The organism is Enhydrobacter sp. (assembly GCA_025808875.1).
In the GTDB taxonomy this organism is placed as follows: domain Bacteria; phylum Pseudomonadota; class Alphaproteobacteria; order Reyranellales; family Reyranellaceae; genus Reyranella.
This window is the reverse complement of the sequence record CP075528.1, coordinates 4,426,055-4,449,260: the sequence shown is the minus strand read 5'-3', so window position 1 is coordinate 4,449,260 and position 23,206 is coordinate 4,426,055. Positions and strand designations below refer to the sequence as shown.

General features: G+C 67.4%; 28 protein-coding genes and 2 tRNA genes. 16 read left to right on the top strand and 14 right to left on the bottom strand.

The window, feature by feature from the left end:
• Positions 1–607: 607 nt before the first annotated feature.
• Genes KIT25_22085 through KIT25_22075 form a run of 3 tightly spaced genes read right to left on the bottom strand, consistent with a single transcriptional unit; the run spans position 608 to position 3,637 of the window.
• A complete protein-coding gene (locus KIT25_22085) occupies positions 608–1,108 on the bottom strand; it encodes a YbhB/YbcL family Raf kinase inhibitor-like protein (protein UYN94682.1) in 501 nt (166 codons plus the stop codon).
• Between the two features lie 53 nt (positions 1,109–1,161).
• Positions 1,162–2,064 (bottom strand): ABC transporter substrate-binding protein, encoded by a 903-nt coding sequence (locus KIT25_22080; protein UYN94681.1) that lies wholly within the window; start codon positions 2,062–2,064, stop codon positions 1,162–1,164.
• A 40-nt stretch (positions 2,065–2,104) separates the two neighbouring features.
• A complete protein-coding gene (locus KIT25_22075; GenBank protein ID UYN94680.1) occupies positions 2,105–3,637 on the bottom strand; it encodes a DHA2 family efflux MFS transporter permease subunit in 1,533 nt (510 codons plus the stop codon).
• 49 nt (positions 3,638–3,686) lie between these two features.
• On the opposite strand from KIT25_22075, the gene KIT25_22070 reads away from it, so the two are divergent.
• From KIT25_22070 to KIT25_22060, 3 genes are read left to right on the top strand one after another with little or no spacing between them, the layout of a single operon-like run.
• A complete protein-coding gene (locus KIT25_22070; protein ID UYN94679.1) occupies positions 3,687–4,172 on the top strand; it encodes a MarR family transcriptional regulator in 486 nt (161 codons plus the stop codon).
• Positions 4,169–5,248: an HlyD family secretion protein gene (locus KIT25_22065; GenBank protein ID UYN94678.1), complete on the top strand. Its 1,080-nt coding sequence runs from the start codon at positions 4,169–4,171 to the stop codon at positions 5,246–5,248. Before KIT25_22070 ends, KIT25_22065 begins: the two co-directional genes overlap by 4 nt.
• A gap of 16 nt (positions 5,249–5,264) precedes the next feature.
• Entirely contained in the window at positions 5,265–5,549 is a 285-nt protein-coding gene (locus KIT25_22060; protein ID UYN94677.1) for a hypothetical protein, read from the top strand.
• 16 nt (positions 5,550–5,565) lie between these two features.
• Here KIT25_22060 and KIT25_22055 read toward each other — a convergent pair whose 3' ends face one another.
• From KIT25_22055 to ribA, 3 genes are read right to left on the bottom strand one after another with little or no spacing between them, the layout of a single operon-like run.
• Positions 5,566–6,246 (bottom strand): ribonuclease H-like domain-containing protein, encoded by a 681-nt coding sequence (locus KIT25_22055; protein UYN94676.1) that lies wholly within the window; start codon positions 6,244–6,246, stop codon positions 5,566–5,568.
• A 3-nt stretch (positions 6,247–6,249) separates the two neighbouring features.
• Positions 6,250–7,356 carry an alanine dehydrogenase gene (ald, locus tag KIT25_22050; protein ID UYN94675.1) on the bottom strand — a complete coding sequence of 369 codons (1,107 nt, stop codon included), beginning with the start codon at positions 7,354–7,356 and terminating at the stop codon, positions 6,250–6,252.
• 9 nt (positions 7,357–7,365) lie between these two features.
• A complete protein-coding gene (gene ribA, locus KIT25_22045) occupies positions 7,366–8,529 on the bottom strand; it encodes a GTP cyclohydrolase II (protein ID UYN94674.1) in 1,164 nt (387 codons plus the stop codon).
• 102 nt (positions 8,530–8,631) lie between these two features.
• Here ribA and KIT25_22040 point away from each other — a divergent pair, with 102 nt between their 5' ends.
• Together KIT25_22040 and KIT25_22035 are read left to right on the top strand one after the other, a co-directional pair.
• Positions 8,632–9,330: a response regulator transcription factor gene (locus tag KIT25_22040; protein ID UYN94673.1), complete on the top strand. Its 699-nt coding sequence runs from the start codon at positions 8,632–8,634 to the stop codon at positions 9,328–9,330.
• A gap of 119 nt (positions 9,331–9,449) precedes the next feature.
• Entirely contained in the window at positions 9,450–10,517 is a 1,068-nt protein-coding gene (locus KIT25_22035) for a ferritin-like domain-containing protein (protein ID UYN94672.1), read from the top strand.
• On the opposite strand, the gene KIT25_22030 is transcribed toward KIT25_22035, so the two are convergent.
• A complete protein-coding gene (locus KIT25_22030; GenBank protein UYN94671.1) occupies positions 10,518–11,099 on the bottom strand; it encodes a VOC family protein in 582 nt (193 codons plus the stop codon).
• A 44-nt stretch (positions 11,100–11,143) separates the two neighbouring features.
• Entirely contained in the window at positions 11,144–12,166 is a 1,023-nt protein-coding gene (locus tag KIT25_22025) for a ferredoxin--NADP reductase (protein UYN94670.1), read from the bottom strand.
• 146 nt (positions 12,167–12,312) lie between these two features.
• Here KIT25_22025 and KIT25_22020 point away from each other — a divergent pair, with 146 nt between their 5' ends.
• Together KIT25_22020 and KIT25_22015 are read left to right on the top strand one after the other, a co-directional pair.
• Positions 12,313–13,380, top strand: a complete 1,068-nt coding sequence (locus KIT25_22020) for a ferritin-like domain-containing protein (protein ID UYN94669.1) — start codon at positions 12,313–12,315, stop codon at positions 13,378–13,380.
• A gap of 39 nt (positions 13,381–13,419) precedes the next feature.
• On the top strand, positions 13,420–14,556 hold the full coding sequence (locus tag KIT25_22015; GenBank protein UYN94668.1) for an acyl-CoA dehydrogenase family protein: 1,137 nt from the start codon (positions 13,420–13,422) through the stop codon (positions 14,554–14,556).
• 13 nt (positions 14,557–14,569) lie between these two features.
• On the opposite strand, the gene KIT25_22010 is transcribed toward KIT25_22015, so the two are convergent.
• The 3 genes from KIT25_22010 to KIT25_22000 all read right to left on the bottom strand — a co-directional run bounded on the left by KIT25_22010 (position 14,570) and on the right by KIT25_22000 (position 16,021).
• A complete protein-coding gene (locus KIT25_22010) occupies positions 14,570–15,232 on the bottom strand; it encodes a hypothetical protein (GenBank protein ID UYN94667.1) in 663 nt (220 codons plus the stop codon).
• The gene (locus KIT25_22005; protein ID UYN94666.1) at positions 15,233–15,898 is read right to left on the bottom strand and encodes a hypothetical protein; all 666 of its coding nucleotides are present in this window, start codon (positions 15,896–15,898) and stop codon (positions 15,233–15,235) included.
• A 47-nt stretch (positions 15,899–15,945) separates the two neighbouring features.
• Positions 15,946–16,021: transfer RNA gene (locus KIT25_22000), tRNA-Ala, on the bottom strand.
• 105 nt (positions 16,022–16,126) lie between these two features.
• Between KIT25_22000 and KIT25_21995 the strand changes: the two genes are divergently transcribed.
• The 6 genes from KIT25_21995 (at position 16,127) to folD (ending at position 18,950) form a co-directional block, all read left to right on the top strand.
• Positions 16,127–16,519, top strand: a complete 393-nt coding sequence (locus KIT25_21995; protein UYN94665.1) for a RidA family protein — start codon at positions 16,127–16,129, stop codon at positions 16,517–16,519.
• Positions 16,512–16,760, top strand: coding sequence for a hypothetical protein (locus KIT25_21990; protein ID UYN94664.1), 249 nt, complete (start codon positions 16,512–16,514; stop codon positions 16,758–16,760). Before KIT25_21995 ends, KIT25_21990 begins: the two co-directional genes overlap by 8 nt.
• A 2-nt stretch (positions 16,761–16,762) precedes the next feature.
• On the top strand, positions 16,763–17,386 hold the full coding sequence (locus KIT25_21985) for an FHA domain-containing protein (GenBank protein UYN94663.1): 624 nt from the start codon (positions 16,763–16,765) through the stop codon (positions 17,384–17,386).
• An 82-nt stretch (positions 17,387–17,468) separates the two neighbouring features.
• The gene (locus tag KIT25_21980) at positions 17,469–17,750 is read left to right on the top strand and encodes a YggT family protein (protein ID UYN94662.1); all 282 of its coding nucleotides are present in this window, start codon (positions 17,469–17,471) and stop codon (positions 17,748–17,750) included.
• The gene (locus KIT25_21975; GenBank protein UYN98023.1) at positions 17,738–18,055 is read left to right on the top strand and encodes a DUF167 domain-containing protein; all 318 of its coding nucleotides are present in this window, start codon (positions 17,738–17,740) and stop codon (positions 18,053–18,055) included. Before KIT25_21980 ends, KIT25_21975 begins: the two co-directional genes overlap by 13 nt.
• Positions 18,048–18,950, top strand: coding sequence for a bifunctional methylenetetrahydrofolate dehydrogenase/methenyltetrahydrofolate cyclohydrolase FolD (gene folD, locus KIT25_21970; GenBank protein ID UYN94661.1), 903 nt, complete (start codon positions 18,048–18,050; stop codon positions 18,948–18,950). Before KIT25_21975 ends, folD begins: the two co-directional genes overlap by 8 nt.
• Before the next feature lie 291 nt (positions 18,951–19,241).
• Here folD and KIT25_21965 read toward each other — a convergent pair whose 3' ends face one another.
• Together KIT25_21965 and KIT25_21960 are read right to left on the bottom strand one after the other, a co-directional pair.
• Positions 19,242–20,150 carry a zinc ABC transporter substrate-binding protein gene (locus KIT25_21965; protein UYN94660.1) on the bottom strand — a complete coding sequence of 303 codons (909 nt, stop codon included), beginning with the start codon at positions 20,148–20,150 and terminating at the stop codon, positions 19,242–19,244.
• A gap of 39 nt (positions 20,151–20,189) precedes the next feature.
• Positions 20,190–20,681, bottom strand: a complete 492-nt coding sequence (locus KIT25_21960; GenBank protein UYN94659.1) for a prolyl-tRNA synthetase associated domain-containing protein — start codon at positions 20,679–20,681, stop codon at positions 20,190–20,192.
• 22 nt (positions 20,682–20,703) lie between these two features.
• Here KIT25_21960 and rfbA point away from each other — a divergent pair, with 22 nt between their 5' ends.
• On the top strand, positions 20,704–21,570 hold the full coding sequence (rfbA, locus tag KIT25_21955) for a glucose-1-phosphate thymidylyltransferase RfbA (GenBank protein UYN94658.1): 867 nt from the start codon (positions 20,704–20,706) through the stop codon (positions 21,568–21,570).
• Between the two features lie 169 nt (positions 21,571–21,739).
• Positions 21,740–21,814, top strand: a tRNA-Gly gene (locus KIT25_21950).
• A 13-nt stretch (positions 21,815–21,827) separates the two neighbouring features.
• On the opposite strand, the gene KIT25_21945 is transcribed toward KIT25_21950, so the two are convergent.
• Complete coding sequence (locus KIT25_21945) at positions 21,828–22,316, bottom strand: HipA domain-containing protein (GenBank protein ID UYN94657.1); 489 nt, start codon at positions 22,314–22,316, stop codon at positions 21,828–21,830.
• A gap of 175 nt (positions 22,317–22,491) precedes the next feature.
• Between KIT25_21945 and KIT25_21940 the strand changes: the two genes are divergently transcribed.
• Positions 22,492–23,184 (top strand): DUF502 domain-containing protein, encoded by a 693-nt coding sequence (locus KIT25_21940; GenBank protein ID UYN94656.1) that lies wholly within the window; start codon positions 22,492–22,494, stop codon positions 23,182–23,184.
• The last annotated feature ends 22 nt before the right edge of the window (positions 23,185–23,206 follow it).

Sequence of the window (23,206 nt, the reverse complement as noted above, 5' to 3'; positions counted from 1 at the left end):
GGGCCTACCGTCAAAAGCCCGTCTGATTCGCGTCACCCTGGAGGCGACGGGCGTTTCCAGCCGCGCGGTCGAGCATCCGGCCGCAGATGCGGCCCGCTCAATGCGCCTTTTCACCTTCGGCTCTTCCTCTCCTCGCCTTGGCGGAGCCCGCCAACGGGAGAGCTTTGGGGGGGCGCAATTCCCGCAGTGGTCCGGCGCCACGATCGGGTGCGGTCGAACGGTCAGACCTGCCTGCGTCCGCTCACACAACATCTGGAGGCGACCGCCGCTTCGACCGTCTCACGTCCCCGTCAACCACCGTCAGGTTGTAACGATGTTGCGCGCGTCTAGTAGGTCACGGAAGTCTGAAATGCGGCAACTCGGGATTCACGCAGCCGGCGCCAACTCCGCTGCTGCTGGAATCCTGTCTGATTCGTGTCACAAGACATGCTGCGCGTGGTCTCCCTTGGCGCACGGACCAACCACAAGCCTTGGCAGTGCGCCTGTTTTCTTTTCGTTATTTTATTCGGCGACCCCGACATCTTGCGATCGGGGCCCGCTTCGTTCGCTTCGCGGATACCTTTGGGCATATGGCGACCTGCTGGCCATATGCCCCGCAGACGGCGGGTTACCGCCCGAACGTCCCGGTGATCGTCGCCTTCTCGAGCGTGGCGAAGTGCAGGTTGAAGCCGACGATGGCAGCCGAGGTGTCGGCCTGCACCGGCAGGCTGTCCTGCTTCACGGCGAACAGAGTGAACTGGTAGCGGTGCGGGCCGTGGCCGGGTGGCGGGCAGGGGCCGCCATAGCCCGGCGCGCCGAAATCGGTGCGCGTCTGCAGGGCGCCCTTCGGCAGCAGGCCCGACTTCGGGTTGCCGGCGTCGAGCGCGAGCTCGCCCACGTCGGCCGGGATGTTGACCACGACCCAGTGCCAGAAGCCGCTGCCGGTCGGCGCGTCGGGATCGAAGCAATGCACGGCGAAGCTCTTGGTGCCGGCGGGCGCGCCGCTCCAGGCGAGCTGCGGGCTCTTGTTGCCGCCCGAGCAGCCGAAGCCGTAGTCGGCCGACAGGATGTGGTCCATGGCGAGCGTGCCGCCATCCTTGAAGCTCGAGGAGGTGAGAATCAGCGCCATGGTCGTTTCCCTTCGCCGTTTGCAGGACACGGCAGGATAGCCAACGGCGGCGCCTAGCGCATCGCCTCCGCGGCGAGGCTCGTGTCGACGAAGGCCTCGAAAGCCACGTCGCGGGTCAGCACGCCGGCGCCGCGCATGGCGGCATGCAGGCGCTCGACGCCCTCGCGCCGGATCAGCGGGTCGGTCGCCCACAGGCCGAGCGCGCGATAGCGCTCGATGCACTGCGCGAAGAGCTGGGCCGGCACGTCGGGAAAATAGGGCGCGAGGCACCGCGCGATGTCATCGGCCTGCGTCATGGCGAACCAGCAGAGCGTGCGGTGCATGGCGCGGGTCATGGCGAGCAGCTCGTCGCGCCGGCCCGCCAGCACGTCGCGCCGCGTGGTCAGGGTGGTGTAGGCGGTGAGGCCGCGCGTGGCGGCGGCGTACCAGACATGGCCCGCGCCCGAGCGCACCAGCCGCTCGGCGAACGGCTGGAAGAGCTGCACCGCGTCGACCGTGCCCGCGCGCAGCGCCGCTTCGTTGTCTGCCATGGTGTTGCCGGCGATGCGCTCGACCGAGGCGGGGTCGATGCCGGCGCGGCGCAGGTCGTCCTGCAGGCAGATCCAGGGCGTCGGCACCTCCGACACGGTCGCGAGCGTCGCCCTCGTGAGGTCGGCAAGGGTGAAATCGGGCCGCGGCGCGCGGCCGACGACGAAGAACGGATCGCGCGCCACCACGTCGCAGAAGCAGACCAGCGGCGAGCGCGGATCCTCGTGGTGGTGGGTCATCACCCGCAGCGGGCCTCCCCACATGACCTCGACCTCGCCGGCCAGCAGCGCGCGCTGGGCCATCGCCGGATCGGGCGAGGCACGCAGCGCAACCTCGATGCCGGCGTCGCGGAAATGCCCCGTCGCCTCGGCGGCGTAGAACGGCGCGTAGAACAGCGCGCGGAAATTCTCGGAAAGCCGCAGGGTCATGGTGTCGTGTCCTCCCGCCCGTCCCCGGGGGCCCTCGTCCTCAGGTCCCGCGCGAGCGTCGGCCGATCATCACGATCAGCGGCACGGCGAGGGCGGAGGCCAGCGTATAGAGGCCGAAGGCGTTGATGTAGCCGATCATTGCCGCCTGCCGGCCGATCTCCTTCGACAGCTTGGCCAGGCCCTGCACTGTGTCGATGTCCCAGTGGCCCATCACCCAGGGCAGGTCGAGCACGCGGTTGTAGGGCGTCACCATCTCGACCAGGCGGCCGTAGTTGGCGCCCGTCGAGCGCACGATCTCGGCGACGCAGATCGAGATGAAGAAGCTCGAGCCGATGTTGCGCAGCAGGTGATAGACCGCCGTCCCCTCGGGCAGGTTGGCCGGGCTCATGTTGGCGAAGGTGGCGAGGGTGAGCGGCACCCAGATGACGCCGATGGCGATGCCCTGCACCAGGCTGTTGGCGAGCAGGGTGTCCATGCCGACATTGAGGTCGATCTGCATCAGCCACAGGCCGGATATCGCCTGCAGCGCGAAGCCGAAGGCGATGCCGATGCGTGGGTCGACGCGGCCGAACCAGATCGCCATGAAGAAGCCGATGGTGGCGCCAACGCCGCGCGCGGCGATGACCTCGCCGATCAGCGCATCGGGAAAGCCGGCGTGCTGCTGCAGCAGCGGCGGCAGCAGCACCATGGGCGTGAAGTTCAGCATGCCGTAGATCAGCACCAGCAGCAGGCCGAGCGCGTAGTTGCGGTCGAGCAGCAGGCGCAGGTTGAGGAACGGACGGTGCGCGGTCAGGCTGTGGGCGATGAAGATCCAGAAGGCGATGCCGGCGATGAAGGTCTCCAGCACGATCTCGAGCGAATCGAACCAGTCAAGCCGCTGGCCGCGCGACAGCACGAGCTGCACGCAGGCGATGGTGACCGAGAGCGAGAGGAAGCCCGTCCAGTCGAGGCTGGTGCGGCCGCTCGGCCGGTCGCGCGCGAGCGTCAGGCGCAGGCCGACGAAGGAGATCAATCCGACCGGCACGATCATGTAGAAGGCCCAGCGCCAGCTGTAGATCTCCGACAGCATGCCGCCGAGCGTCGGGCCGATTACCGGCCCGATCACCACGGCCATGCCGAAGATCGAGGTGACCAGCCCCTGCTGCCGCTTGGGGAAGGTGTCGAGCAGGATGGTCTGGGAGAGCGGGATCACCGGCGCGCCGAGCGCGCCCTGCAGGACGCGCCACAGGATCAGGGTCTCGAGCGAATCGGCCTGGCCGCACAGGAAGGTCGTTATGGTGAACAGCAGCACCGACCAGGTCATGGTCTCGCGCCGGCCGAACTGCGCCACCAGCCAGCCAGTCATCGGCGTCGCCACCGCGGTCGCCAGGATGTTGAAGGTCATGACCCAGGCGATCTCGTCCTGGGTGGCCGACATGGTGCCCTGCATCTGGGGCAGCAGGGTCGAGGCGATCAGCAGGGTGGTGGCGTACAGGGTCGAGCCCAGCACGACCATGACCAGGATGAGGACGCGGCGCGCCACCGTCGGCTCGGCGGGCTCGGGAATCGTCGCGGCGGGGGTGCTTGAAGACATGGACCAGTCTATTGTAGCCTAGACAACAATTTCAGGAAGAGGGGTCCGGGTGGGTCCGGAGGACGACAACTACATCGGCTACGTGCTGAGCGACGTCGCCCGTCTCATGCGCACGGTGTTCGACCGGCGGGTGCGCGAGATGGGGCTGACGCGCGCGCAGTGGCTGATGCTGACCCGGCTCTACCGCCGGCCCGGCGCCAGCCAGAGCGAGCTCGCCGAGATGCTCGAGATCGATCGCGCCAGCGCCGGCCGCATGATCGACCGCATGGAGAAGGGCGGCTGGCTGGAGCGGCGCGCCGACGGCGTCGATCGCCGGGTCTGGCGCCTCTACCTCACCGCCGAGGCGCGGCGCGTGCATGCCCGGCTGTGGAAGCGCGCCGAAGGCACGGTCGACGACGCGCTGGGCTCGCTGTCGCTGGGCGAGCGCGCGCAGTTCACGCGGCTTGCCGCGCGGGTCAAGGAACGACTGCAGGAGATCGCCGGCGGCGAGGGCGCCGATCCCGCGCCGCGTCCGCGCCGGGCGAGGGCGGCATGAGGGGCGGTCGGCTCGGCCTGCAGCGGCTGGTGCTGCTGGTCGTCGTTCCCGTGGTGGCGGTCGTGGGCGGCGTCTGGTGGTGGCTGTCGGGCGGACGCCATGTCTCGACCGAGAACGCCTACGTGAAGGCGCACATCGTGCAGATCGCGCCCGAAGTCTCCGGGCAGGTGCGCCGCGTGCTGGTGCACGACCACCAGACCGTGCAGGCCGGCGAGCAGCTTCTCACCATCGAGCCGCGGCCGTTCCGGCTGGCGCTCGACAGCATCGAGGCCGAGCTCGACGCGGCGCGCACCCAGGTCGAGACCCTGCGCGCCACCTGGCGCGAGGCCACGGCCGAACTGGCCGACGCCGAGGCGCGCGCCGTCTATTTCCGCAGGCAATACGAGCGCCAGCAGGAGCTGGCGACCAAGGGCATCGCCTCGGCGAGCAAGCTGGAGGAAGTGCAAAACGAGGCCCGTGCGGCGGCCGACCGCGTCACCTCGGTGCGCGAGAAACAGCGCCGCGTGCTGACGGCCCTGAACGGCAATCCGGACCTCGCGGCCGAGGACCATCCGCTGGTGCGCGAGAAGATCGCCGCCCGCGAGCGCGCCGCACTCGACCTGTCGCGCACCAGCATCCGCGCCCCGGTCGACGGCATCGTGGTCAACATGCGGCTGCAGCGCGGCGAGCAGGTGCGCGCGGCGACGCCGCTCTTCGCCCTGGTCGTCACGAGCCGGCCCTGGATCGAGGCCAATTTCAAGGAGACCGACCTCACCCATGTCCGGGTCGGGCAGAAGGCCCGGGTGGTGCTCGACGGCTATCCCGACACGGTCTGGGAGGCGCTGGTCGAGAGCGTGAGCCCGGCGACCGGCGCGGAGTTCGCCATCCTGCCGCCGCAGAACGCGAGTGGAAACTGGGTCAAGGTGGTGCAGCGCCTGCCAGTCAGGCTCAGGCTTCTGCCGCATGTCGGCGAGCCGCCGCTGCGCGCCGGCATGACGGCGTCGGTCAGCATCGACACCGAGCGCGAGCGTAGCCTGTCGTCGGTGGCCCAGCAGATGTTCGGCGGGCGGACGGCCTCTGCCAACGCCCAACCCTAGGTGATAGACTGGCGCCATGCCGCTTCGCCGATCCGTCGCTTTTCTGCTGTCCCTGTCGCTGGCATCTGCCGCCGCTTTCTCCCAGCCGGCGTCGGACGCGGCAGCGCAAAAAGTCGCGACCGACGCCATCCTCGCGAACAAGGCGCCGTGCGGCCAGGTGACCCGCGCCGTGCGCAATGCGGACGGCACCATCGTCGCCGATTGCGCCAACGGCGCGGCCTACATGGTCGTGCAGGCGGGCAGCAGGGCCACTCTGCTGCGCTACAACACCGCCACCAACAAGTGGACACCCTACCCCTGAGCCGGGTGAGGTCGCGTCAGCCGAGGTCGCGTTCGCTGGCGGCGAACTCGGCCGCGTTCAGGCGGCCGCAGAACAACTCGTAGCGCAGCCAGACGCGGTAGGTGTTGACGACGTCGCTTCGGCAGTAGGCGGCGATCTCGGCATGCCGGCCCGAATCGAACATCTCCTCGACCGCCCCGCCGTCCATGCCGTCCTGCTTGCCCGGCAGGCCAAGCAGGCGGGAAAGCTCGTCGAGGCTGGCGCGGGCGTGCCGTTCTTGTCCCGAAAGCAGGTCGCAAAGGTCGATCGAATCGGCCGCCGAACGGTCGAAATAGCGGCGCGCTGCCAGCCCGGGCAGGCTCACCGCGTTCAACATGGCGCGGTAGCGCAGGACCGGCAGGTCGAAGGTGTGGCCGTTGAAGCTGACCAGCAGGGGGCCGCCCACGAAGCGCCCGGCGAAGCGCTCGATCATCTCGGGCTCGGAGGCCTCGCCAGCATGCGGAGCCTCGATCGACTCGATGCGCCACACGCCGTCCCTGCGCACGGCGCGCAACGAACCGATGCAGACGATGCGCTGGAAGAGCTGGCGGGCGACCTTCTCGCCCATCTGCTTGCGCACCGACCAGTCGGGATGGCTCTCCAGCCGTTCTGCGACGGCGAAGCCCCGTACGTCAGGCACGGCTTCGATGTCGAACACCAGGACGGCGTCCTCCGCCATCGCTCAGAGTGCGTCCGGATGGGTGTAGGGCAGGCCCTGCGCCTCGGCGACCGGCCGGCAGGTCAGCTTGCCGGCATGCACGTTGAGACCGTTCTTGAGATGCGGATCCTCGGCGATGGCGCGCCGCCAGCCCTTGTCGGCGAGGGCGAGAACGAAGGGCAGGGTGGCGTTGTTGAGCGCGAAGGTCGAGGTGCGCGACACCGCGCCCGGCATGTTGGTGACGCAGAAATGCGTCACGCCCTCCTCGACATAGACCGGGTTCGAATGCGTCGTCGGCCGCGAGGTCTCGCAGCAGCCGCCCTGGTCGATGGCGATGTCGACGATGACGCTGCCCGGCTTCATGGCCTTGACCATGTCGCGGGTCACCAGCTTGGGCGCGGCCGCGCCCGGAACGAGAACGGCGCCGATCAGCAGGTCGGCGCGGCGCGCCACCTGGACCAGCGCGTCATGCGTCGAGAAGATGGTGCGCGCGCCGGGCAGCTGCACGGCGATCCGCCGCAGCACGTCGGCGGAACGATCGACGATGGTGACCGAGGCGCCCATGCCGAGCGCGATGGTCGCGGCATGTGTGCCCGAGACGCCGCCGCCCAGCACCACCACGTCGGCCGGCGGCACGCCCGGTACGCCGCCCAGCAGCACGCCGCGGCCGCCGCTGGTCCGCTCGAGATAGCGCGCGCCGACCTGCGGCGCGAGGCGGCCGGCGATCTCCGACATCGGCGTCAACAGCGGCAGGCCGCCGGTGGGCGCGGTCACGGTCTCGTAGGCAATCGCGGTGGCGCCGCCCTGCAGCAGCTCGCGGGTCTGCTCGCGGTCGGGTGCGAGGTGGAGATAGGTGAACAGCACCTGGCCGGCGCGCAGCCGCTTGCGCTCGGGCGCCAGTGGCTCTTTGACCTTCACGATCAGCTCCGCGCTGGCGAATATCTCGTCGGCGCCGTCGACGATACGCGCCCCCGCCGCCTTGTAGGCATCGTCGTCGAGGCCCGAGCCGCGGCCGGCGTCGCGCTCGATCAGCACGTCGTGGCCGTGACGCACGAGCTCGGCCACCGACGATGGCACGAGGCCGACACGGTCCTCGTGATCCTTGATTTCCCTGGGCACGCCGATGCGCATCGTCGCCTCCTAGAGCATGTGTCCGGCGCGCTCGGCCTTGGTGCGGAGGTAGTTCTCGTTGTGGCCGTTGGCCGGGAAGGAATGGGGTACCCGCTCGGCCACATCGATGCCGTGGCGCGCGAGCTGGCTGATCTTCTCGGGGTTGTTGGTCATCAGCCGCACTCGCTTGATGCCCATGCGCGCCAGCATGGTCGCGGCGGGGGCGTAGATGCGCTCGTCCGCGTCGAAGCCCAGCTGCTCGTTGGCGTCGATCGTGTCGAAGCCCTCGTCCTGCAGCTCGTAGGCCCTGAGCTTGTTGACGAGGCCGATGCCGCGTCCTTCCTGCGCCAGGTAGAGCAGCACGCCCGATCCCTGGCGCGCGAGCTCGGCGATGGCGCCGCGCAGCTGGACGCCGCAATCGCAGCGCAGCGAACCCAGCAGGTCGCCGGTGAAGCACTCCGAATGGAGGCGGATCAGCACCGGCTCCGTGGGGTCGATCTCGCCGACCACGATGGCGAGATGCTCCTTGCCGCCGTCGCTCGGCCGCCAGGCCAGGATGCGCGCGTTCTCCGCGCCCTCGAGCGGCACGTAGGCCTGAGCCACCTGCTGCAGGTTGCGCGAGGCGTTGTCCTCGTAGGCCAGCACGTCGCCGGCATCGACATAGACGAGGTCCTGCTCGCGCGCCCAGTCGCGCCGCTTGTTGCCGGGATCGCGGCTGAGCGGCCCGAGCAGCACGGCGGGCAGCAGACGCGAGAGCTTGGCGAGCTCGATCGCCGTCTCGGCGATGCGCGGCGCGTGGCTCGCAATCGGCCGCGAGAGGTAGCGCAAGGCGGCGTGGCGACCGGCCTCTTCGGTCTCGTGCGGCTGGAGGATGATGTCGACCGGCACGCCTTCGGGCAGGTCGAGGGTGATGGGTTTGTTGACCTCGCCCATGCTGCCGGCGATGTGCGGCGGGATTTCCATGCCGATCGCCTCGGCCCGACGACGGGTGGTGACCACCACTGGCGGATGCTGGGCGAGAGCGTGCAGGCGCTGCTGGGCGCGCGGCCCGCAGGCCTCCGCGGCGATCGCCAGGCCACCCCCGCCATCCTCGTCGCGCAGCACGACGATGCCGCCGCGCCGCAACTCGGCCATCGCCCGCTCGACGGCGGCGAGGGCGGTGGCGGTGCGAGAATGGACCTGACCCGGACTCATGACGCTTTCCTAGCATGTCGGGGCAGATTGCCGAAGTGAACCGCTTTTGCCCGTCGAACGTAGCGGGTAAAGTGTGACCGGGCTGGCAACTACGGCATGGGCATGACGGGCAACAACCGCGGCAAGAAAATTCTGCTGGTCGACGACGATCCGGCGCTGCGTTCGGTGCTGGCCGAGCAGCTCGATCTCTACGACGGCTTCACCACCATCCAGGTCGGGACGGCCGCCGAGGGTCTCGAAAAGGCGAAGCAGACGCACTACGACGCGGTCCTTCTCGACATCGGCCTGCCCGACATGGACGGCCGCGAGCTGTGCAAGTTGATGCGACGCCAGGGCGTGCGCTCGCCGGTGATCATGCTGACGGCGGCGGATTCCGATGCCGACACCATTCTCGGCCTCGATTCGGGCGCCAACGACTACGTCACCAAGCCGTTCCGCATCAACGTGCTGCTCGCCCGTCTGCGGGCCCATCTGCGCCAGCACGAGCGCAGCGAGGACGCGGTCATGACGATCGGTCCCTATGAGTTCCATCCGGCCGCCAAGATGCTGATGGAGAAGGGCGGCAAGAAGAAGGTCCGGCTGACCGACAAGGAAGCGTCGATCCTGAAGTACCTCTTCCGCGCCGGCGACCGGCCGGTGGCGCGTGACGTGCTGCTGAACGAGGTATGGGGCTACAACGCCGGAGTCACGACGCACACGCTCGAGACCCACATCTATCGCCTGCGCCAAAAGATCGAGAAGGACCCCGCCCAGGCCGCCATCCTGATCACCGATCGCGGCGGCTACCGCCTGCAACCCTGAGAGGCCGGCTGACGTAGCGCCGGCCTTACGTAAAGCGGGATGCGACGTCCCTCGGCTTGCGACTTGCCGGGCGCGAGTTCATGCTTATGTGAAAGTGCCAATCTGCCCGGGAGGGCGTCGTGACCACGCAGCGCATCTACGAACTCCCCGTCGAGACCACGCAGTGGAAATTCGACGGCGCCACCGAGATCCAGTTCAACTGGGAGTACGATGACGGATCCGCCTCGCTGCTCGAGCTCTACGAGAAGGGCAAGAAGCAGCAATGGGATGCCAGCACGCGGCTCGACTGGTCGCTGGAGCTCAATCCGGACAATCCGATGGAGCTCAAGGACGAGGCGATCTCCATCTACGACACCGACGTGTGGCGCAAGATGACCGATAAGGAGCGGTCGTGGCTGCGCCGCAACCTGCAGGCCAATTCCATCAGCCAGTTCATGCACGGCGAGCAGGGTGCGCTGATCGCCACGGCCAAGATCGTCAACACGGTGCCCGACATGAACGCCAAGTTCTATGCGGCGACCCAAGTGATGGACGAGGCCCGCCACGTCGAGGCCTACAAGCGCCTGCTCCACGAGAAGTTCGGCCTCGCCTACCCGATCAACAAGGCGCTGCAGGCGCTGCTCGAGCAGACGCTGACCGACCGGCGCTGGGACATGACCTATCTCGGCATGCAGGTCCTGATCGAGGGCTTGGCGCTCGCCGCCTTCCAGTCGATCCGCGACAAGGCGGGCAACACGCTGGCCGGCGCGGTCAACGCCTACGTCATGCAGGACGAATCGCGCCACGTTTCCTTCGGGCGGCTGGCGCTGCGCGAATACTATCCGAAGCTTTCCGACGCCGAGCGCGACGAGCGCGAGGAGTTCGTGGTCGAGGCGCTCTACTTCATGCGCGACCGCTTCAACCAGGCGGAAGTGTGGGAGAGACTCGGCCTGCCGCAGCGGATGCTCGACGACATCCACTACAATTCCAAGCAGATGAAGTCGTTCCGCGGCCGGCTGTTCAGCCGCGTCGTGCCGACGGTCAGGGACATCGGCCTGTGGGGACCGCGGGTGCGCAAGGCGTTCGGCGACATGGGCGTGATGGAGTACGCCGACATCGATGTCGGCGAGCAGCTCGCCAACGACGGCAAGGTCGCCGAGGACTTCGACAGGAAGATGTTCGTCGAGAAGGCGATCGCGGCCGAGTAGCTACTCGGCCGCCGGTAGCGGCTGCTTCTTGAAGTTCGGGATGCCCTCGGTACGGTCCTCGAGCGCCTCCGGCCCCTCGGTCGGCAGGATCTTGACCCAGTTCAGCGCGCCGTCGATGTCGTCCTTCCAGACCTCCTTCGGCAGGTCGTAGACGAACTCCACGCCATAGCCGTTGGGGTCGTGGATGTAGAGGCTGTGGGTCATGCCGTGCTCGACACGGCGGTCGAACTTCACGCCCTTCTTCTGCAGGTATTCGAGATGGGCGAGCCAGGCCTCGCGGCTCGGCATGGTGATGGCGATGTGATTGACCGCGCAGGGCATGCCGAACATCGCCCAGTCCTTGGGCGGTGCCGGCAGGTCGCGGTTCTCGACCAGGGCGATATCGTGATGATGGCTGGTGCCGTCCTCACGCACGCCGCTGTAGAAGCGCATGTTGGGCGGATTGGGCCGGTCCGGCCGAGGCGTGAGTTGGCCGACTTGGCGGAAACCTACGATCTCCGTCCAGAAGCGGTGCGATTCCTCCATGTCGCGGACGTTCAGCACCAGATGGTTGATACCGCGCGGGGTGACCGGCTTGTTCATGTCCTTCCTCCCGATGATCGGCGAAGTCTACTATAACCCGCCGGCTAGACCACGTCGTAGGTGATCTCGACCTCGAGCCCGAAACAGTGGCCCTGGCAGGTCAGGATCCAGTTATTGGCGAGGTCATCGTCGGTGTAGATGTCGTTTTTGGCCAGCACGACCTTGCCTTTGATGCGCTTTGCCGCACAGGACGCGCAGAATCCTTCCTCGCACGAAGACAATGGATTGAGGCCTCCGGCGCGCGCTGCCTCGAGGATCGTCTGGCCCTTGCGGTAGGGCACCTTGTGCGCCTTGCCCTCGAAATGAATGGTGATCTCCGATGGGATCGTGTCGCCCTCCTCGGCCGCGACCGGGATGGCGTCGTTGCCGGCGGCTTCGAAGCGCTCGATCAGCACCTTGTCGCGCGGCATGCCGGCATCGACCAGGGTGCGTTCGACCAGTGTCATGAATGGCCCCGGGCCACAAAGGTAGGCTTCGGCCGTCTCGAAGCCCTTGAGGGCGGCGAGAATTTCTTCGGGTTTCGTCAGGCCCTGCTCGGCGTCCAGATGGTGGATAACCTCCAGCCGTGCGGGATGGTCGGCGATCAAGGCCAGCAACTCCTTGTCGAAGATGATCGAGGGTTTGTCGCGATTGGCATAGAAAAGCCTGATGCGGCGCGTTCCCGCCTTGAGCGCCGACTTGATCAGCGACATCATCGGCGTGATGCCGCTGCCGCCGCCGAACAGCAGCAACGGCGCACTTCCTTCGCGGAGCACGAAGCGGCCGGCCGGCGGCAACACGTGCAACGACCCGCCTTCCTTCAGGGCGTCGTTGAACCAGTTGGAGCCCTTGCCACCCGCGACGCGTTTCACCGTCACCTTGAGATGATGGCCGTCGGTCTCGGGTGCGCTCGACAGCGAATAGCAGCGGTTGAACTCACCCGCATCGTGGGGCACGCGGAAGGTCAGGAATTGTCCGGCCCGGTACTTGAACTTGTCGACGAGGTCTGCGGGGACCTCGAGCACGAACGACCGCGCATCGGGCGTTTCCTCGACGATCTTGGCGATGCGCAATTGATGATAAGCCATTGAACTGTCCCAATTCGACCTGTCGACTTTTTAGCGGGGACTCCCCTAGCAGACTGTGCTAGTTTCGCCACGAAAAATGAACGGAGTGTCAGGTTTTCACTCCGGCATGGGATGGGACTAGGTTCAGCGCCAGGAGGCAAGAGCCCATGACGACGCAAAAGATCTATCAGCTCCCGGTCGAGGTCACCGGCTGGAAGTTCGACGGGGCCACCGAAATCCAGTTCAACTGGGAATATGAGGACGGCTCGGCGGACCTGCTGAATCTCTACGAGAAGGGCAAGCAGCAGCAGTGGGACACCTCGACCCGCATCGACTGGTCGCAGGAGTTGTTCGAGGAGAACCCGATGGGTCTCGCCGACGAATCGATCCCGATCTACGGCTCGCCGTTTTGGGAGAAGATGACCGAGAAGGAAAAGAACTGGCTGCGCTTCAACCTGCAGTGCCATTCGATTTGCCAGTTCATGCACGGCGAGCAGGGCGCGCTGATCGCCACGGCCAAGATCGTCAACACCGTGCCCGACATGAACGCCAAGTTCTATGCGGCGACCCAGGTGATGGACGAGGCCCGCCACGTCGAGAGCTACAAGCGGCTGATCCACGAGAAGTTCAAGTCGGCCTATCCGATCACCGAGTCGCTCAAGAACCTGCTCGAGCAGACGCTGGCCGACCGGCGCTGGGACATGACCTATCTCGGCATGCAGGTTCTGATCGAGGGCCTGGCGCTCGCCGCCTTCCAGCGCATCCGCGACCAGGCGAAGAACAACCTGGCGGCGGCCGTGAACGCCTATGTGATGCAGGACGAGGCGCGCCACGTCACCTTCGGGCGCATGGCGCTGCGCGAATACTATCCGCAACTCTCCGACCATGAGCGGGCCGAGCGCGAGGAGTTCACCGTCGAGGCGCTCTATTTCATGCGCGACCGCTTCAATCAGGCCGAGGTCTGGATGCGCTCGGGCCTGCCGGTCGACAAGCTGATGGAGTATGCCCATCAATCCGGCGCCATGCAGCAGTTCCGCACGCGCCTGTTCACCCGCATCGTGCCGATCCTCAAGGAGATCGGCCTGTTCGGACCCAAGGTGCAGAAGGCCCTGGGCGACATGGGCGTGATGGAATATGCCAAGATCGACGTCGACAAGCTGATCGGCAACGACATGAAGGTCGCCGAGGATTTCGACGCCAAGAAGTTCGTGAAGGAAGCGATCGCGGCCGAGTAGTCTCCGTCGCATTCCCGCTGTTCGGCGGTTTCGATCTCAATGGACTATTCCTTTACCGCCGAACAGGAGGAGTTGCGGCGCACGGTGCGCCGCTTCGCCGAGGGCGAGCTCGCGCCGCTCGTGCGCGAGGCGGAGGAGCGCGAGACGTTTCCCCGCCATCTCTTCCGGCGTTTCGGCGAACTGGGGTTGATCGGCGTGCGCTATCCCGAGGCCGACGGCGGCTCGGGTTTCGACAAGATCGCCGACTGTATCGTGCGCGAGGAGATGTCGCGCGTTTGCCAGTCCTTCTCCTCGTCGTGGTCGGCGCACAGTCATCTCGGCATCTGGCCGATCTGGCGAGCGGGCACGGCGCGGCAGAAGGAGCGATTCTTCCGTCCGGCGCTGGCGGGAGAGCGCATCGCCGGGTTCGCCCTGTCCGAACCCGACGGCGGCTCCGACATCCGTGCGCTGCGCACTCGGGCTGAAAAGGTCCCGGGCGGCTGGCGTCTCAACGGGTCCAAGCTCTACATCACCAATGCGCCGATCGCCGACTTCCTGACCCTCGCCGCGCGGACCGCGTCGGATCCCACGCCGGCCGCGATCAGCCTCTTCCTGGTCGAGTTGCCCAATCCGGGAATCGAGGTCGTGCGGCTGAAGAAGGAAGGTATCCGCGCTTCGGACACCGGCTTGGTGCACATCGCCGACGCCTTCGTCCCCGACGACGGCCTGCTCGGCGATCGCACGGGAACCTATCCGGTGATTCTCGACAGCCTCTCGGAAAACCGCGTCGGCGTGGCGGCCAACGCGCTCGGCATGGCGCAAGCCGCGCTCGAGGCGGCGCTCGACTACGCCAAGGTGCGCGAGGTGCGCGGGCGGACGATCGGCCAGTATCAGGCGATCGCCCACAAGCTCGCCGACATGGCGGCCGACATCGAAGCGGCGCGGTGGCTGGTCTATCACGGCGCGTGGCGGGTCGACCAAGGCACGCTCGACGCCGCCACGGCGGCCAAGGTGAAGCTGGTCGCTTCCGAATGCGCGGTGCGCGTCTCGGAGGCTGCCGTTCGCATTCATGGTGGCGCCGGGATCATGCGTGAATATCCCGTCGGCCGCATTCATCGCGATTCGCTGGTCTACGTCATCGGCGAAGGCACGTCCGAGATCCAGCGCAACATCATCGCGCGCGGGCTCGGCCTCTGAACGGCGTCGGGACTTAGTTGCATCTATCGACTCTCGGCGGCGCATCGAGCACGGTGGCGACCCGCCTGATGTCGAGGCAGCGCGACCCGATCCAGGCCTTGCCCTGCACGAGGAGGGCGAAACGGGCGAAGGTCGAGGCCTGCGCCGCCTGCGTCGGCCGACTCCGGGCCAGCAGCCAGGCGAGGGCGTAGAGATTGCCGGTGGCGAAATCGGCCGCGGCCGCGTCGAGGTCGGCGTTCCACATCGCAGCGTTCTTCGCCGTCGCCCCGCTGGGGTCGTCGAGCTTCGCGAGCCAGGCATGGGCCGCCCGGGCCAGGCCGTAGGATCCGCCCTGCTGCGCACGCTCGGCCTTCACCCGTTGCGCGACGGCAGTATAGGAGTCGCCTTCGATGGTGCTGCCGGCGCAGCCCGGCTGCCGGCAGAGGGCGGTGAAGGTGAGATACTCCGCCAGGATGATCTCGATGTTGCCGTTGTTGTGCAGCCGCCATGCGCGCGCCAGCCGCCATCCTTCGGTGAGCTCGGGCCCCCACGGCTTGTCCGCTTCGGGACTGCCGCGTTCGATAGTGCCGATCACGGCCTGCGCTGCGCCCTGCCACTCGGCGGGAATCTGGGCATTGACCGGCGCCGCCGCGCCGAGCAGCCACGGCAGGAGAAGGGTCCGCAGCAGCAAGAGCATTCAATACCTCCGGGCGCGTCTTCGATCTCGCCTCTCGTACTGTACCATGTCGTCGGCGCGCAGTTCGGTGTCGTCGCGCGGCATCAGATGGGCCGCCTGAGCCGACGAGATCAGCCGGAAGTGCCGGACGTCGTCGAGCGCCGCGCCGACCTCCCAGCAATCGTCCGCATTGGTCACCCACATCCCGGTCGGAAAGCGCCGCAGGTCGACCGGGACCGAGTAGGTGCGCAGCGTCTTGCGCTGCCGGTTGGTGTACTCGTGGAAGTAGGACATCGCGAGCTCGCGCAGGGTGCGATAGACCGGATCGCGCCAGCGCAGCCACACATGGTTGCTCTTCGAGACGGCACCCCAGCAGCGGCCGCGCCTGAACAGGGTGACGACGTGATCCGAATCGCCCCTGGCGGTCATGTCCATGATCAGTGGCGGCTCGCCGTGCAGCCACAGCGCGCAGGCCGCGACGAAGGCGGCTTCGATGCAATGCGCCTTGCGATGACGGAGCACGCCGCGCACCGACCGCAGCGTGTCGCCGCGCTCCTCGAAGTTGGCGCGCAAGCCGACGACGAATTTCTGGATCTTCTGCGGCGTGTCGAGCGCCAGCAGCACCTCGCCCTCGGCGTCGGTCAGTCCGATTTCGGCGGGGGCGGGTTGGCGCTTGCGCAGACGCATGGGCGACGAGAGTCCCGCGTTGCGCGGATGAAGACAACGGGTCGGTTTGGTGGAGCTGAGGGGGATCGAACCCCTGACCTCCTCATTGCGAACGAGGCGCTCTCCCAGCTGAGCTACAGCCCCCCATTCCGACCGGTCGCCCGGAGAGCGCGCGGATACTTGCTGGCGGGCCACCTGTCAAGCAAACCGGCCTGTGTTAGCGTCGTCGTTCACCCCGAGGAGGCGCCCGTGGCAGACGGCAAGAAAGTGATCCAGACCAATGCGGCGCCGGCGGCGCTCGGTCCCTATTCGCAGGCGATCGCCGCGGGCGGCATGATCTTCTGCGCCGGCCAAATCCCGCTCGACCCGCAGAGCGGCGCCATCGTCGCCGGCGGCGTCGCCGAGCAGACCCATCAGGTGCTGAAGAACCTGCGCGCCGTTCTCAAGGCGGCCGGCAGCGATCTCGACCGGGCGGTCAAGACCACGGTGTTTCTCAAGAACATGGGCGACTTCGCCGCCATGAACGAAGTCTACGGCCGTGCCGAGTATTTCGGCGGCGAGCCGCCGGCCCGCTCGACCGTCGAGGTGGCGCGTCTGCCGAGAGACGTCCTGGTCGAGATCGAGGTGGTGGCGCTTGGTTGAGGTCGGCGTGATCGGCTGGTTGCTCGGCCTGGGATCGCTGGTCCTGCTGGCGATCCTGATCGGCCACCTCCTGCTGTCGCTCCTGCTGATCGTTCCGACCTGGCGGATCTGCACGCGCGCCGGCTTCTCCGGTGCCTTGTCGCTGTTCCATCTCGTGCCCGTGGTCGGCAGCCTGGTGGTGATGGCGATCCTCGCCTTCAGCGACTGGCCCAAGGGCGAAGCGCGCCCCGGGACGCGATAGACATGGGCCTGGAGATCGGTGCGCTTCTCGGTTTCCTCGGGCTGACCAGCGCCTTCGCCCTGGTCGGCACCATTCTCGCCGCCTGGATGGCCTGGCGCATCGTCGAGAAGGCGGGCCTGCCGGGTTGGGCCGGCATGGCAGCGGTGCTGCTGACGCTGACCGCCGTCGCCACGATCGTGCCGCTGATCCTGCTTTGGGTGTTCGCCTTCATGCGCTGGCCGCGCGACGACGCGCAGCCCGTGCCGATCGGCGCGGCTGCACCGACACCACCTGCATCGACACAAGCCGCGCTGGCGCCGCCGCGCCAGGCGCTGGCGGACCGGCGCGGCTGGAGGCTGACCGGGGCCGGCATGGCCTTGGTCGTCGACGGCGCGGCGTCGACATATCTGTTGACCGGGGCGCCGGCCGTAGCGGATGCCGAGCTTTCAATTCCCGATCCGTCGGTCGGCCGGCCGCATGCGCGGCTTCTGTGCTCGGCAGGCCGGCTCGGCCTCGAGGATCTCGGGACGCCGGGCGGCACCTGGATCGACGGTGCCCGGCTCCTGCCCGAACACGGGCCGCGCGACATCACGGCGGCGCGCACCATCCGCCTGGGCAGCGTCGAACTGGCCCTGTCGCGCGCCTGAAAGGGACTTGTGATCGGCAATCCCGGGCGAGTAGGGTGCGCCCGCCCGGCGTCGCGCGCCGGTGGCGGAGGACGGCCGGCCCATGCAATCGATGCTTCTGCTCATCGACACGATCATCGATATCTACACCTGGATCGTGATCGCGAGCGCCATCATGAGCTGGCTGGTCGCGTTCGGCGTTGTCAATGTCCGCAACCAGTTCATCCGCTGGATCGTCGACTTCCTCTATCGCATCACCGAGCCGGCGTTGCGGCCGATCCGGCGCCTCCTGCCCAATCTCGGCGGCATCGACATCTCGCCGGTGATCCTGCTGTTGGCGCTGTTCTTCATCCGCAGCCTGCTGTGGGAGTACTGGCCCCGCTGAACGACCCGGCCTTTTTGAGACGCAACCCCGGCGGCGTCACCGTCGAGTTGCGGGTGCGGCCGCGGGCCCGGCGCACGACTCTCGAAACGTCGGGTGACGCCCTCAATGCCGCGGTGACAGCGCCGCCCGAGGACGGAAGGGCGAACGCGGCCGTGATCGTCCTGCTGGCCGAGCAATGGCGATTGCCGCGCTCGGCCTTCTCTGTGGTCAAGGGCGCCGCCTCGCGCGGCAAGGTCGTCAACGTCGCCGGCGCGCCCGATATGGTCGCCGGCAGGATCATCGAATGGGTGCGCGCGCATGGCTGAGGCGAGACTGATCGACGGCAAGGCGTTCGCCGCGGGCCTGCGCCGGCGCGTGGGCGAAGGCGTGTCGGACATGACGGCCCGGGGTCTTCCCCGGCCCGGCCTCGCGACGGTGCTGGTGGGCGGCGATCCGGCGAGCCAGGTCTATGTGAAGAGCAAGGGCAAGACGGCGGCCGAGCTCGGCATGGCGAGCTTCGACCATCGCCTGCCCGAGGAGACGAGCGACGCCGATCTGCTGGCGCTGATTGCGAGGCTCAACGCCGATCCCGCGGTGAACGGCATCCTGGTCCAGCTTCCGCTGCCCCGGCATATCGACACGTCCAAGGTGCTGTTGGCGATCGATCCGGCCAAGGACGTCGACGGCTTCCATCCGGTCAATGTCGGTCGGCTGGGCTCGATCGCGCCCGGTGCGCCGCTCGACTTCCCCGTGCCCTGCACGCCGCTCGGCGTGTCGATGCTGCTCGCCGACACGCTCGGCCCGCTCGCCGGCCGGCATGCCGTCATCGTCGGCCGCTCGAACCTGGTCGGCCGGCCCGTCGCGCAGTTGCTGCTGCGCGCCGATTGCACCGTGACGATCGCGCATTCGCGCACGCGCGACCTGCCGGCGCTCTGCCGTCAGGCCGACATCCTGGTCGTGGCGATCGGCCGTCCCGGCTTCGTGCGCGGCGACTGGATCAAGCCGGACGCGGCCGTGATCGATGTCGGCATCAACCGCGTGCCGATGCCGGAGGGCAAGAGCCGGCTGGTGGGCGACGTCGCCTTCGACGAGGCGCGATCCGTTGCCGGCCATCTCACGCCGGTGCCGGGCGGCGTGGGGCCGATGACCGTGGCGTGCCTGATGTTCAACACACTGCAGGCCGCGCGCCTCGCCGCGGGCCTGGCCTTCGCGTCGGCTTGAGCCGCGGCGGGTCCGGCGTCCTCGCCGAGTCCACACTGGAGGGGACGGCTCCGATGCCGATGGCATCGGCATCGGAGGCGATTCGTCCACGAATCCACACAGTCCCCTGCAGTCCTCGGTGTCCACTCATCCACAAGCCTATGTCTCACCGATGTCTCACCCGGTGAGACATCTCAAGCCATTGATATTATTGGATATTCGCCCGAATGTCTCACCGAGGCATCGAGGGGGTATCCGGCGATGCCTGCCGAAATTGCCAAAATCGCCAAAACTCCCGCACGTCCTCCGGCGCTAGTTTTTCAGCATGCCGGCGACCAGCGCCGACACGTTGTAGCGCATCATCGCCTCGTAGGTCGGCGCTGGACCGCCTGGCGCCGAGAGGGCGTCGCTGTAGAGCGTCGGGCCGACGACCGCCCCCGATTCGCGGGCGATCTGCTCGACCAGCCCCGGGTTGCTCATGTTCTCGACGAACAGCGCCTTGATCTTCTGTTCGCGCACCTGCCGGATCAGGGCAGCGACGTCCTTGGCCGACGGCTGGCTCTCGGTGCTGTAGCCGCGCGGTGCGCTGAACTGAACGCCATAGGCCCTGGCGAAGTAACCAAACGAATCGTGGCCGGTGATGACCTTGCGCTGCGCCGCGGGCACCTTGGCGATCTCGGCCTTGATCCAGACATCGAGCTCGGCCAGCCGCTTGTCGTAGGCGAGGGCGCGTTCGCGATAGTGCGCGGCGTTCGCCGGATCGGCGCTGCCCAGTCCCGCGGCGATGTTGGAGACGTAGCGGCGGGTGCGGGCGACGTCCTGCCAGCAATGCGCGTCCGGTCCATGGCCATGACTGTGGCCGTGACCATGGCCATGCCCGTGGCCGGCCGTGATCGTCGGCACGCCCTGGCTCGCCACCACGGCGCGGCCCTTGAAGGGTGCGGCCTTGGCCAGCCGGTCGATCCAGCCTTCGAAGCCCAGCCCGTTGCTCACCAATACCTGCGCCTCGACCAGCAGGCGCGCGTCCGCCGGCCGGGGTTGATAGGTGTGGGCATCGGTGTCGGGCCCGACCAGCACGGCGAGGTCGACGGCATCGCCGCCGATCTGGACGACGAGATCGCCCAGGATCGAGAAGGTCGCGACCACCTTGAGCCTGGATTGCGCGAGGGCCGGGGCGCCGATCAGGAGCGCCGGCAGGACGAGCAGGGAGCGGCGGAACATTCAGTTATACTATAACATTCTATGGTCGATTGTCATCCGTCAGCGCGGCAGGTCGAGCCAGCGCGGCGCGTGGCCGGTCGCCGCGAAGAAGCGCAGCAGATCGGCCAGGTCGACGGCGGACGTCAGGGTATTGACGAGCGGATGGGCGTTGATCGGCCCACCCTCGCGCAGGGCGCTGTCGAGCACCAGCCGGACGTCATGACCGGTGTCGTTGATGACGGCGAAGGGCGTCACCGATCCCGGCTCGACGCCGAGATACCGGCGCAGCCGCTCGGCGCTGCCGAAGGAGAGCCGTCCGGCGCCGAGTGCCTCGCCCAGGCGCTTCAGGTCGACGGTGCAGTCTTCCGGCGCCACGACCAGCCACATCTCCTCCTTCTTGTTGCGCAGGAAGAGGTTCTTGATGTGATGGCCCGGCAGTTCGCCGCGATGCGCCTTGGCCTGCTCGACGGTGAACACAGGCGCATGCTCGACCGTGCGATGGGCGATGCCGAGCGCGGCGAGGCGGTCGAATAGTTGTTGCGGGGTCAGCATCGGCGCGATTTATAGCGGCGGGATGAAGGGCATCGTTCTCTCCGGCGGCAGCGGCACACGGCTCTACCCGATGACGCGGGCGGCGAACAAGCAGCTCCTGCCGGTCTACAACAAGCCGATGGTCTACTACTCGCTCACCACGCTGATGCTGGCGGGCTGCCGCGACATCCTGCTGGTCGTCAATCCGCACGACGTCGAGGCCTATCGCCGGCTGTTCGGCGACGGCCGGCAATGGGGACTCTCCATCGATTACGCGACCCAGGAGCGGCCGGGCGGCATCGCCGAGGTGTTTCTCGTCGGCCGCAACTTCATCGGCGGCGACCGCGTCGGCCTGATCCTGGGCGACAACCTGTTCTACGGCGATTCACTGCCGGCGGTGGCGGAGCGCGGCGCGCAGGCGAGCGGCGCCGTCGTCTACGCCTACTGGGTCGCCGATCCGCAGGCCTACGGCGTGGTCGAGTTCGATGCCGCGGGCAAGCCTGTGTCGATCGTCGAGAAGCCCAGGGAGCCGCGCTCGAACTGGGCGGTGACCGGACTCTATTTCTACGACGCCGACGTCTGCGACGTGGCCGCCGGCCTGCCGCGCTCGGCGCGCGGCGAGCTCGAGATCAGCGACGTCAACGCGCACTATCTGAAGAACGGCCGGCTCACCGTCGAGAAGCTCGGCCGCGGCTATGCCTGGCTCGATACCGGCACGCCGTCGAGCCTCTTGCGCGCCGCGCAGTTCGTCGAGACGGTCGAGGACCGCCAGGGCCTGCAGATCGGCAGCCCCGAGGAAGTTGCCTGGCGCAAGGGCTACATCGACGACGCGGGCCTCGCGGCGCTGATCGAGCCGATCGCGCAGAGCGAATACGGCAAGTACCTGCAGCGGCTGCTGGCCCAGGGGTGATTCGCCTTCGCGCCGGCGGAACCGCGGGGGATTGAAGAGCAAACGTGCGGCCAGGCCACCCGAAGCCGTGCAGCGGCGAAGGGCGGCGACGCGCTTGCGGCGGGCTTGCCATTCCGGGGGAAAACCCCTATCAACTCCGCCTTCCGGCGCCTACCCGCCGGTACGGAGCGCGGGCGTAGCTCAGGGGTAGAGCACGACCTTGCCAAGGTCGGGGTCGAGGGTTCGAATCCCTTCGCCCGCTCCAATTTTTCTGTCGATTACATCGCTTCCGCGCGTGCTCGGACGATTGCGGCTACTTTTCCGGCAATGGCGTTCGCTTCCTTCCTGGCTCTTCGGTTGGCAATCAACGGCAGCTGGATCTGAGTGGCGGCTTTTCTCAGGACCGAAGCCATTTCAGTTATCAATGCATCGGCACGATCAACCGGCAATTCTATTGTGCGCGCGAGAGTGAGGAAGTCTTTGCGCACCAAGCGACTGTCTTTGCCAGCGAGCTTGAAAGCCATATTCCTGTCGAGTTCTGGAAATACGAACGTCGTGAGCGGATCGTACAAAGGCGCAAACCTTACCGATGTGAACTGCCGAGAACGTGGACCTGCGCTTTTCAGGATCGCCAGATTCTTGAGATGCATGTCGCCATCGGCAATGATCCAGGCGAACAACAGTCGGCCGAGCGTCACGATACGTCGATGCCGTGGGCAAATTGCTGAGCGCAAGTTGCGCGCAATTCCTGCTATGTCCCTATGCATCGTGGCAGGCTTTAGTACTCCGTGCTCAGCAAGATCAGGGAGTTAGCCCAATCTTGATCCTTGCCAAGGTCGGGGTCGAGGGTTCGAATCCCTTCGCCCGCTCCAATTTCCCAACGAACAGTCACGGTCGTCGTCGAGTGGGTCCGGGGACTCTTGCTGCGATGGAGCGCTTTCCTTGAAGCAAAAAGCGGGCATGCGGTCGGCGGGTCGCTACATCGTCGTCGGCGTCATCACGGCCGCGCCGCTCGCCATCACCTGGGTGATCGTCGATTTCCTGTTCGGGCTGCTGTCGCGCATCGGCCGGCCGTGGGCGTCGGCGCTGTCGCGCGCCGTGGCGCCGGAGCAGCCCGAGCTCGCCCGGTGGCTGACCAGCGACACGATCCTGTCGGTGCTCGCCGTACTCATCATCCTCGCCGCCCTGTGGGCGCTGGGATGGATGACCACCCGCGTCGTCGGCCGGCGGCTGATCGCGCTGTTCGAGGCGATGATCGATCGCATCCCGGTCGTCGACAAGATCTACCATGCCACCAAGCGCTTCCTCACCGTCGCCGAGCGCTCGCCCGAGGGCGAGCGCCGCGTCGTGCTGATCAACTTCCCGTCGCCCGAGATGAAGGCGGTCGGGCTGGTCACGCGCACCTTGCGCGACGAGTCGACCGGCGAGGAGCTCGCCGCGGTCTACGTGCCGACCTCGCCCAACCCGACTTCGGGCTATATCGAGATCGTGCCGATGCGCGCCCTCACGGTGACCAACTGGACGTTCGACGAGGCGATGGCCTTCGTCATCACCGGTGGCGCCAACGCGCCGGACAGCGTGAACTACTTCGCGCCTCCGGCCGCGACCGAGACGGCGGAAATGCCGCGGCGCTGAATCGTCGCGCAATTGCATCGGC

Coding starts and splice junctions, on each gene's coding strand:
- KIT25_21960 (UYN94659.1), bottom strand. CDS start 20,681: ATGCTGACCCCGCAACAACTATTCGACCGCCTCGCCGCGCTCGGCATC.
- KIT25_21980 (UYN94662.1), top strand. CDS start 17,469: ATGCAATCGATGCTTCTGCTCATCGACACGATCATCGATATCTACACC.
- KIT25_22060 (UYN94677.1), top strand. CDS start 5,265: ATGCCGCTTCGCCGATCCGTCGCTTTTCTGCTGTCCCTGTCGCTGGCA.
- KIT25_22040 (UYN94673.1), top strand. CDS start 8,632: ATGACGGGCAACAACCGCGGCAAGAAAATTCTGCTGGTCGACGACGAT.
- KIT25_22025 (UYN94670.1), bottom strand. CDS start 12,166: ATGGCTTATCATCAATTGCGCATCGCCAAGATCGTCGAGGAAACGCCC.
- KIT25_22030 (UYN94671.1), bottom strand. CDS start 11,099: ATGAACAAGCCGGTCACCCCGCGCGGTATCAACCATCTGGTGCTGAAC.
- folD (UYN94661.1), top strand. CDS start 18,048: ATGGCTGAGGCGAGACTGATCGACGGCAAGGCGTTCGCCGCGGGCCTG.
- KIT25_22010 (UYN94667.1), bottom strand. CDS start 15,232: ATGCTCTTGCTGCTGCGGACCCTTCTCCTGCCGTGGCTGCTCGGCGCG.
- KIT25_22005 (UYN94666.1), bottom strand. CDS start 15,898: ATGCGTCTGCGCAAGCGCCAACCCGCCCCCGCCGAAATCGGACTGACC.
- ald (UYN94675.1), bottom strand. CDS start 7,356: ATGCGCATCGGCGTGCCCAGGGAAATCAAGGATCACGAGGACCGTGTC.
- KIT25_22055 (UYN94676.1), bottom strand. CDS start 6,246: ATGGCGGAGGACGCCGTCCTGGTGTTCGACATCGAAGCCGTGCCTGAC.
- rfbA (UYN94658.1), top strand. CDS start 20,704: ATGAAGGGCATCGTTCTCTCCGGCGGCAGCGGCACACGGCTCTACCCG.
- KIT25_22075 (UYN94680.1), bottom strand. CDS start 3,637: ATGTCTTCAAGCACCCCCGCCGCGACGATTCCCGAGCCCGCCGAGCCG.
- KIT25_22015 (UYN94668.1), top strand. CDS start 13,420: ATGGACTATTCCTTTACCGCCGAACAGGAGGAGTTGCGGCGCACGGTG.
- KIT25_21965 (UYN94660.1), bottom strand. CDS start 20,150: ATGTTCCGCCGCTCCCTGCTCGTCCTGCCGGCGCTCCTGATCGGCGCC.
- KIT25_21945 (UYN94657.1), bottom strand. CDS start 22,316: ATGCATAGGGACATAGCAGGAATTGCGCGCAACTTGCGCTCAGCAATT.
- KIT25_22080 (UYN94681.1), bottom strand. CDS start 2,064: ATGACCCTGCGGCTTTCCGAGAATTTCCGCGCGCTGTTCTACGCGCCG.
- KIT25_22020 (UYN94669.1), top strand. CDS start 12,313: ATGACGACGCAAAAGATCTATCAGCTCCCGGTCGAGGTCACCGGCTGG.
- ribA (UYN94674.1), bottom strand. CDS start 8,529: ATGAGTCCGGGTCAGGTCCATTCTCGCACCGCCACCGCCCTCGCCGCC.
- KIT25_22085 (UYN94682.1), bottom strand. CDS start 1,108: ATGGCGCTGATTCTCACCTCCTCGAGCTTCAAGGATGGCGGCACGCTC.
- KIT25_22065 (UYN94678.1), top strand. CDS start 4,169: ATGAGGGGCGGTCGGCTCGGCCTGCAGCGGCTGGTGCTGCTGGTCGTC.
- KIT25_21985 (UYN94663.1), top strand. CDS start 16,763: ATGGGCCTGGAGATCGGTGCGCTTCTCGGTTTCCTCGGGCTGACCAGC.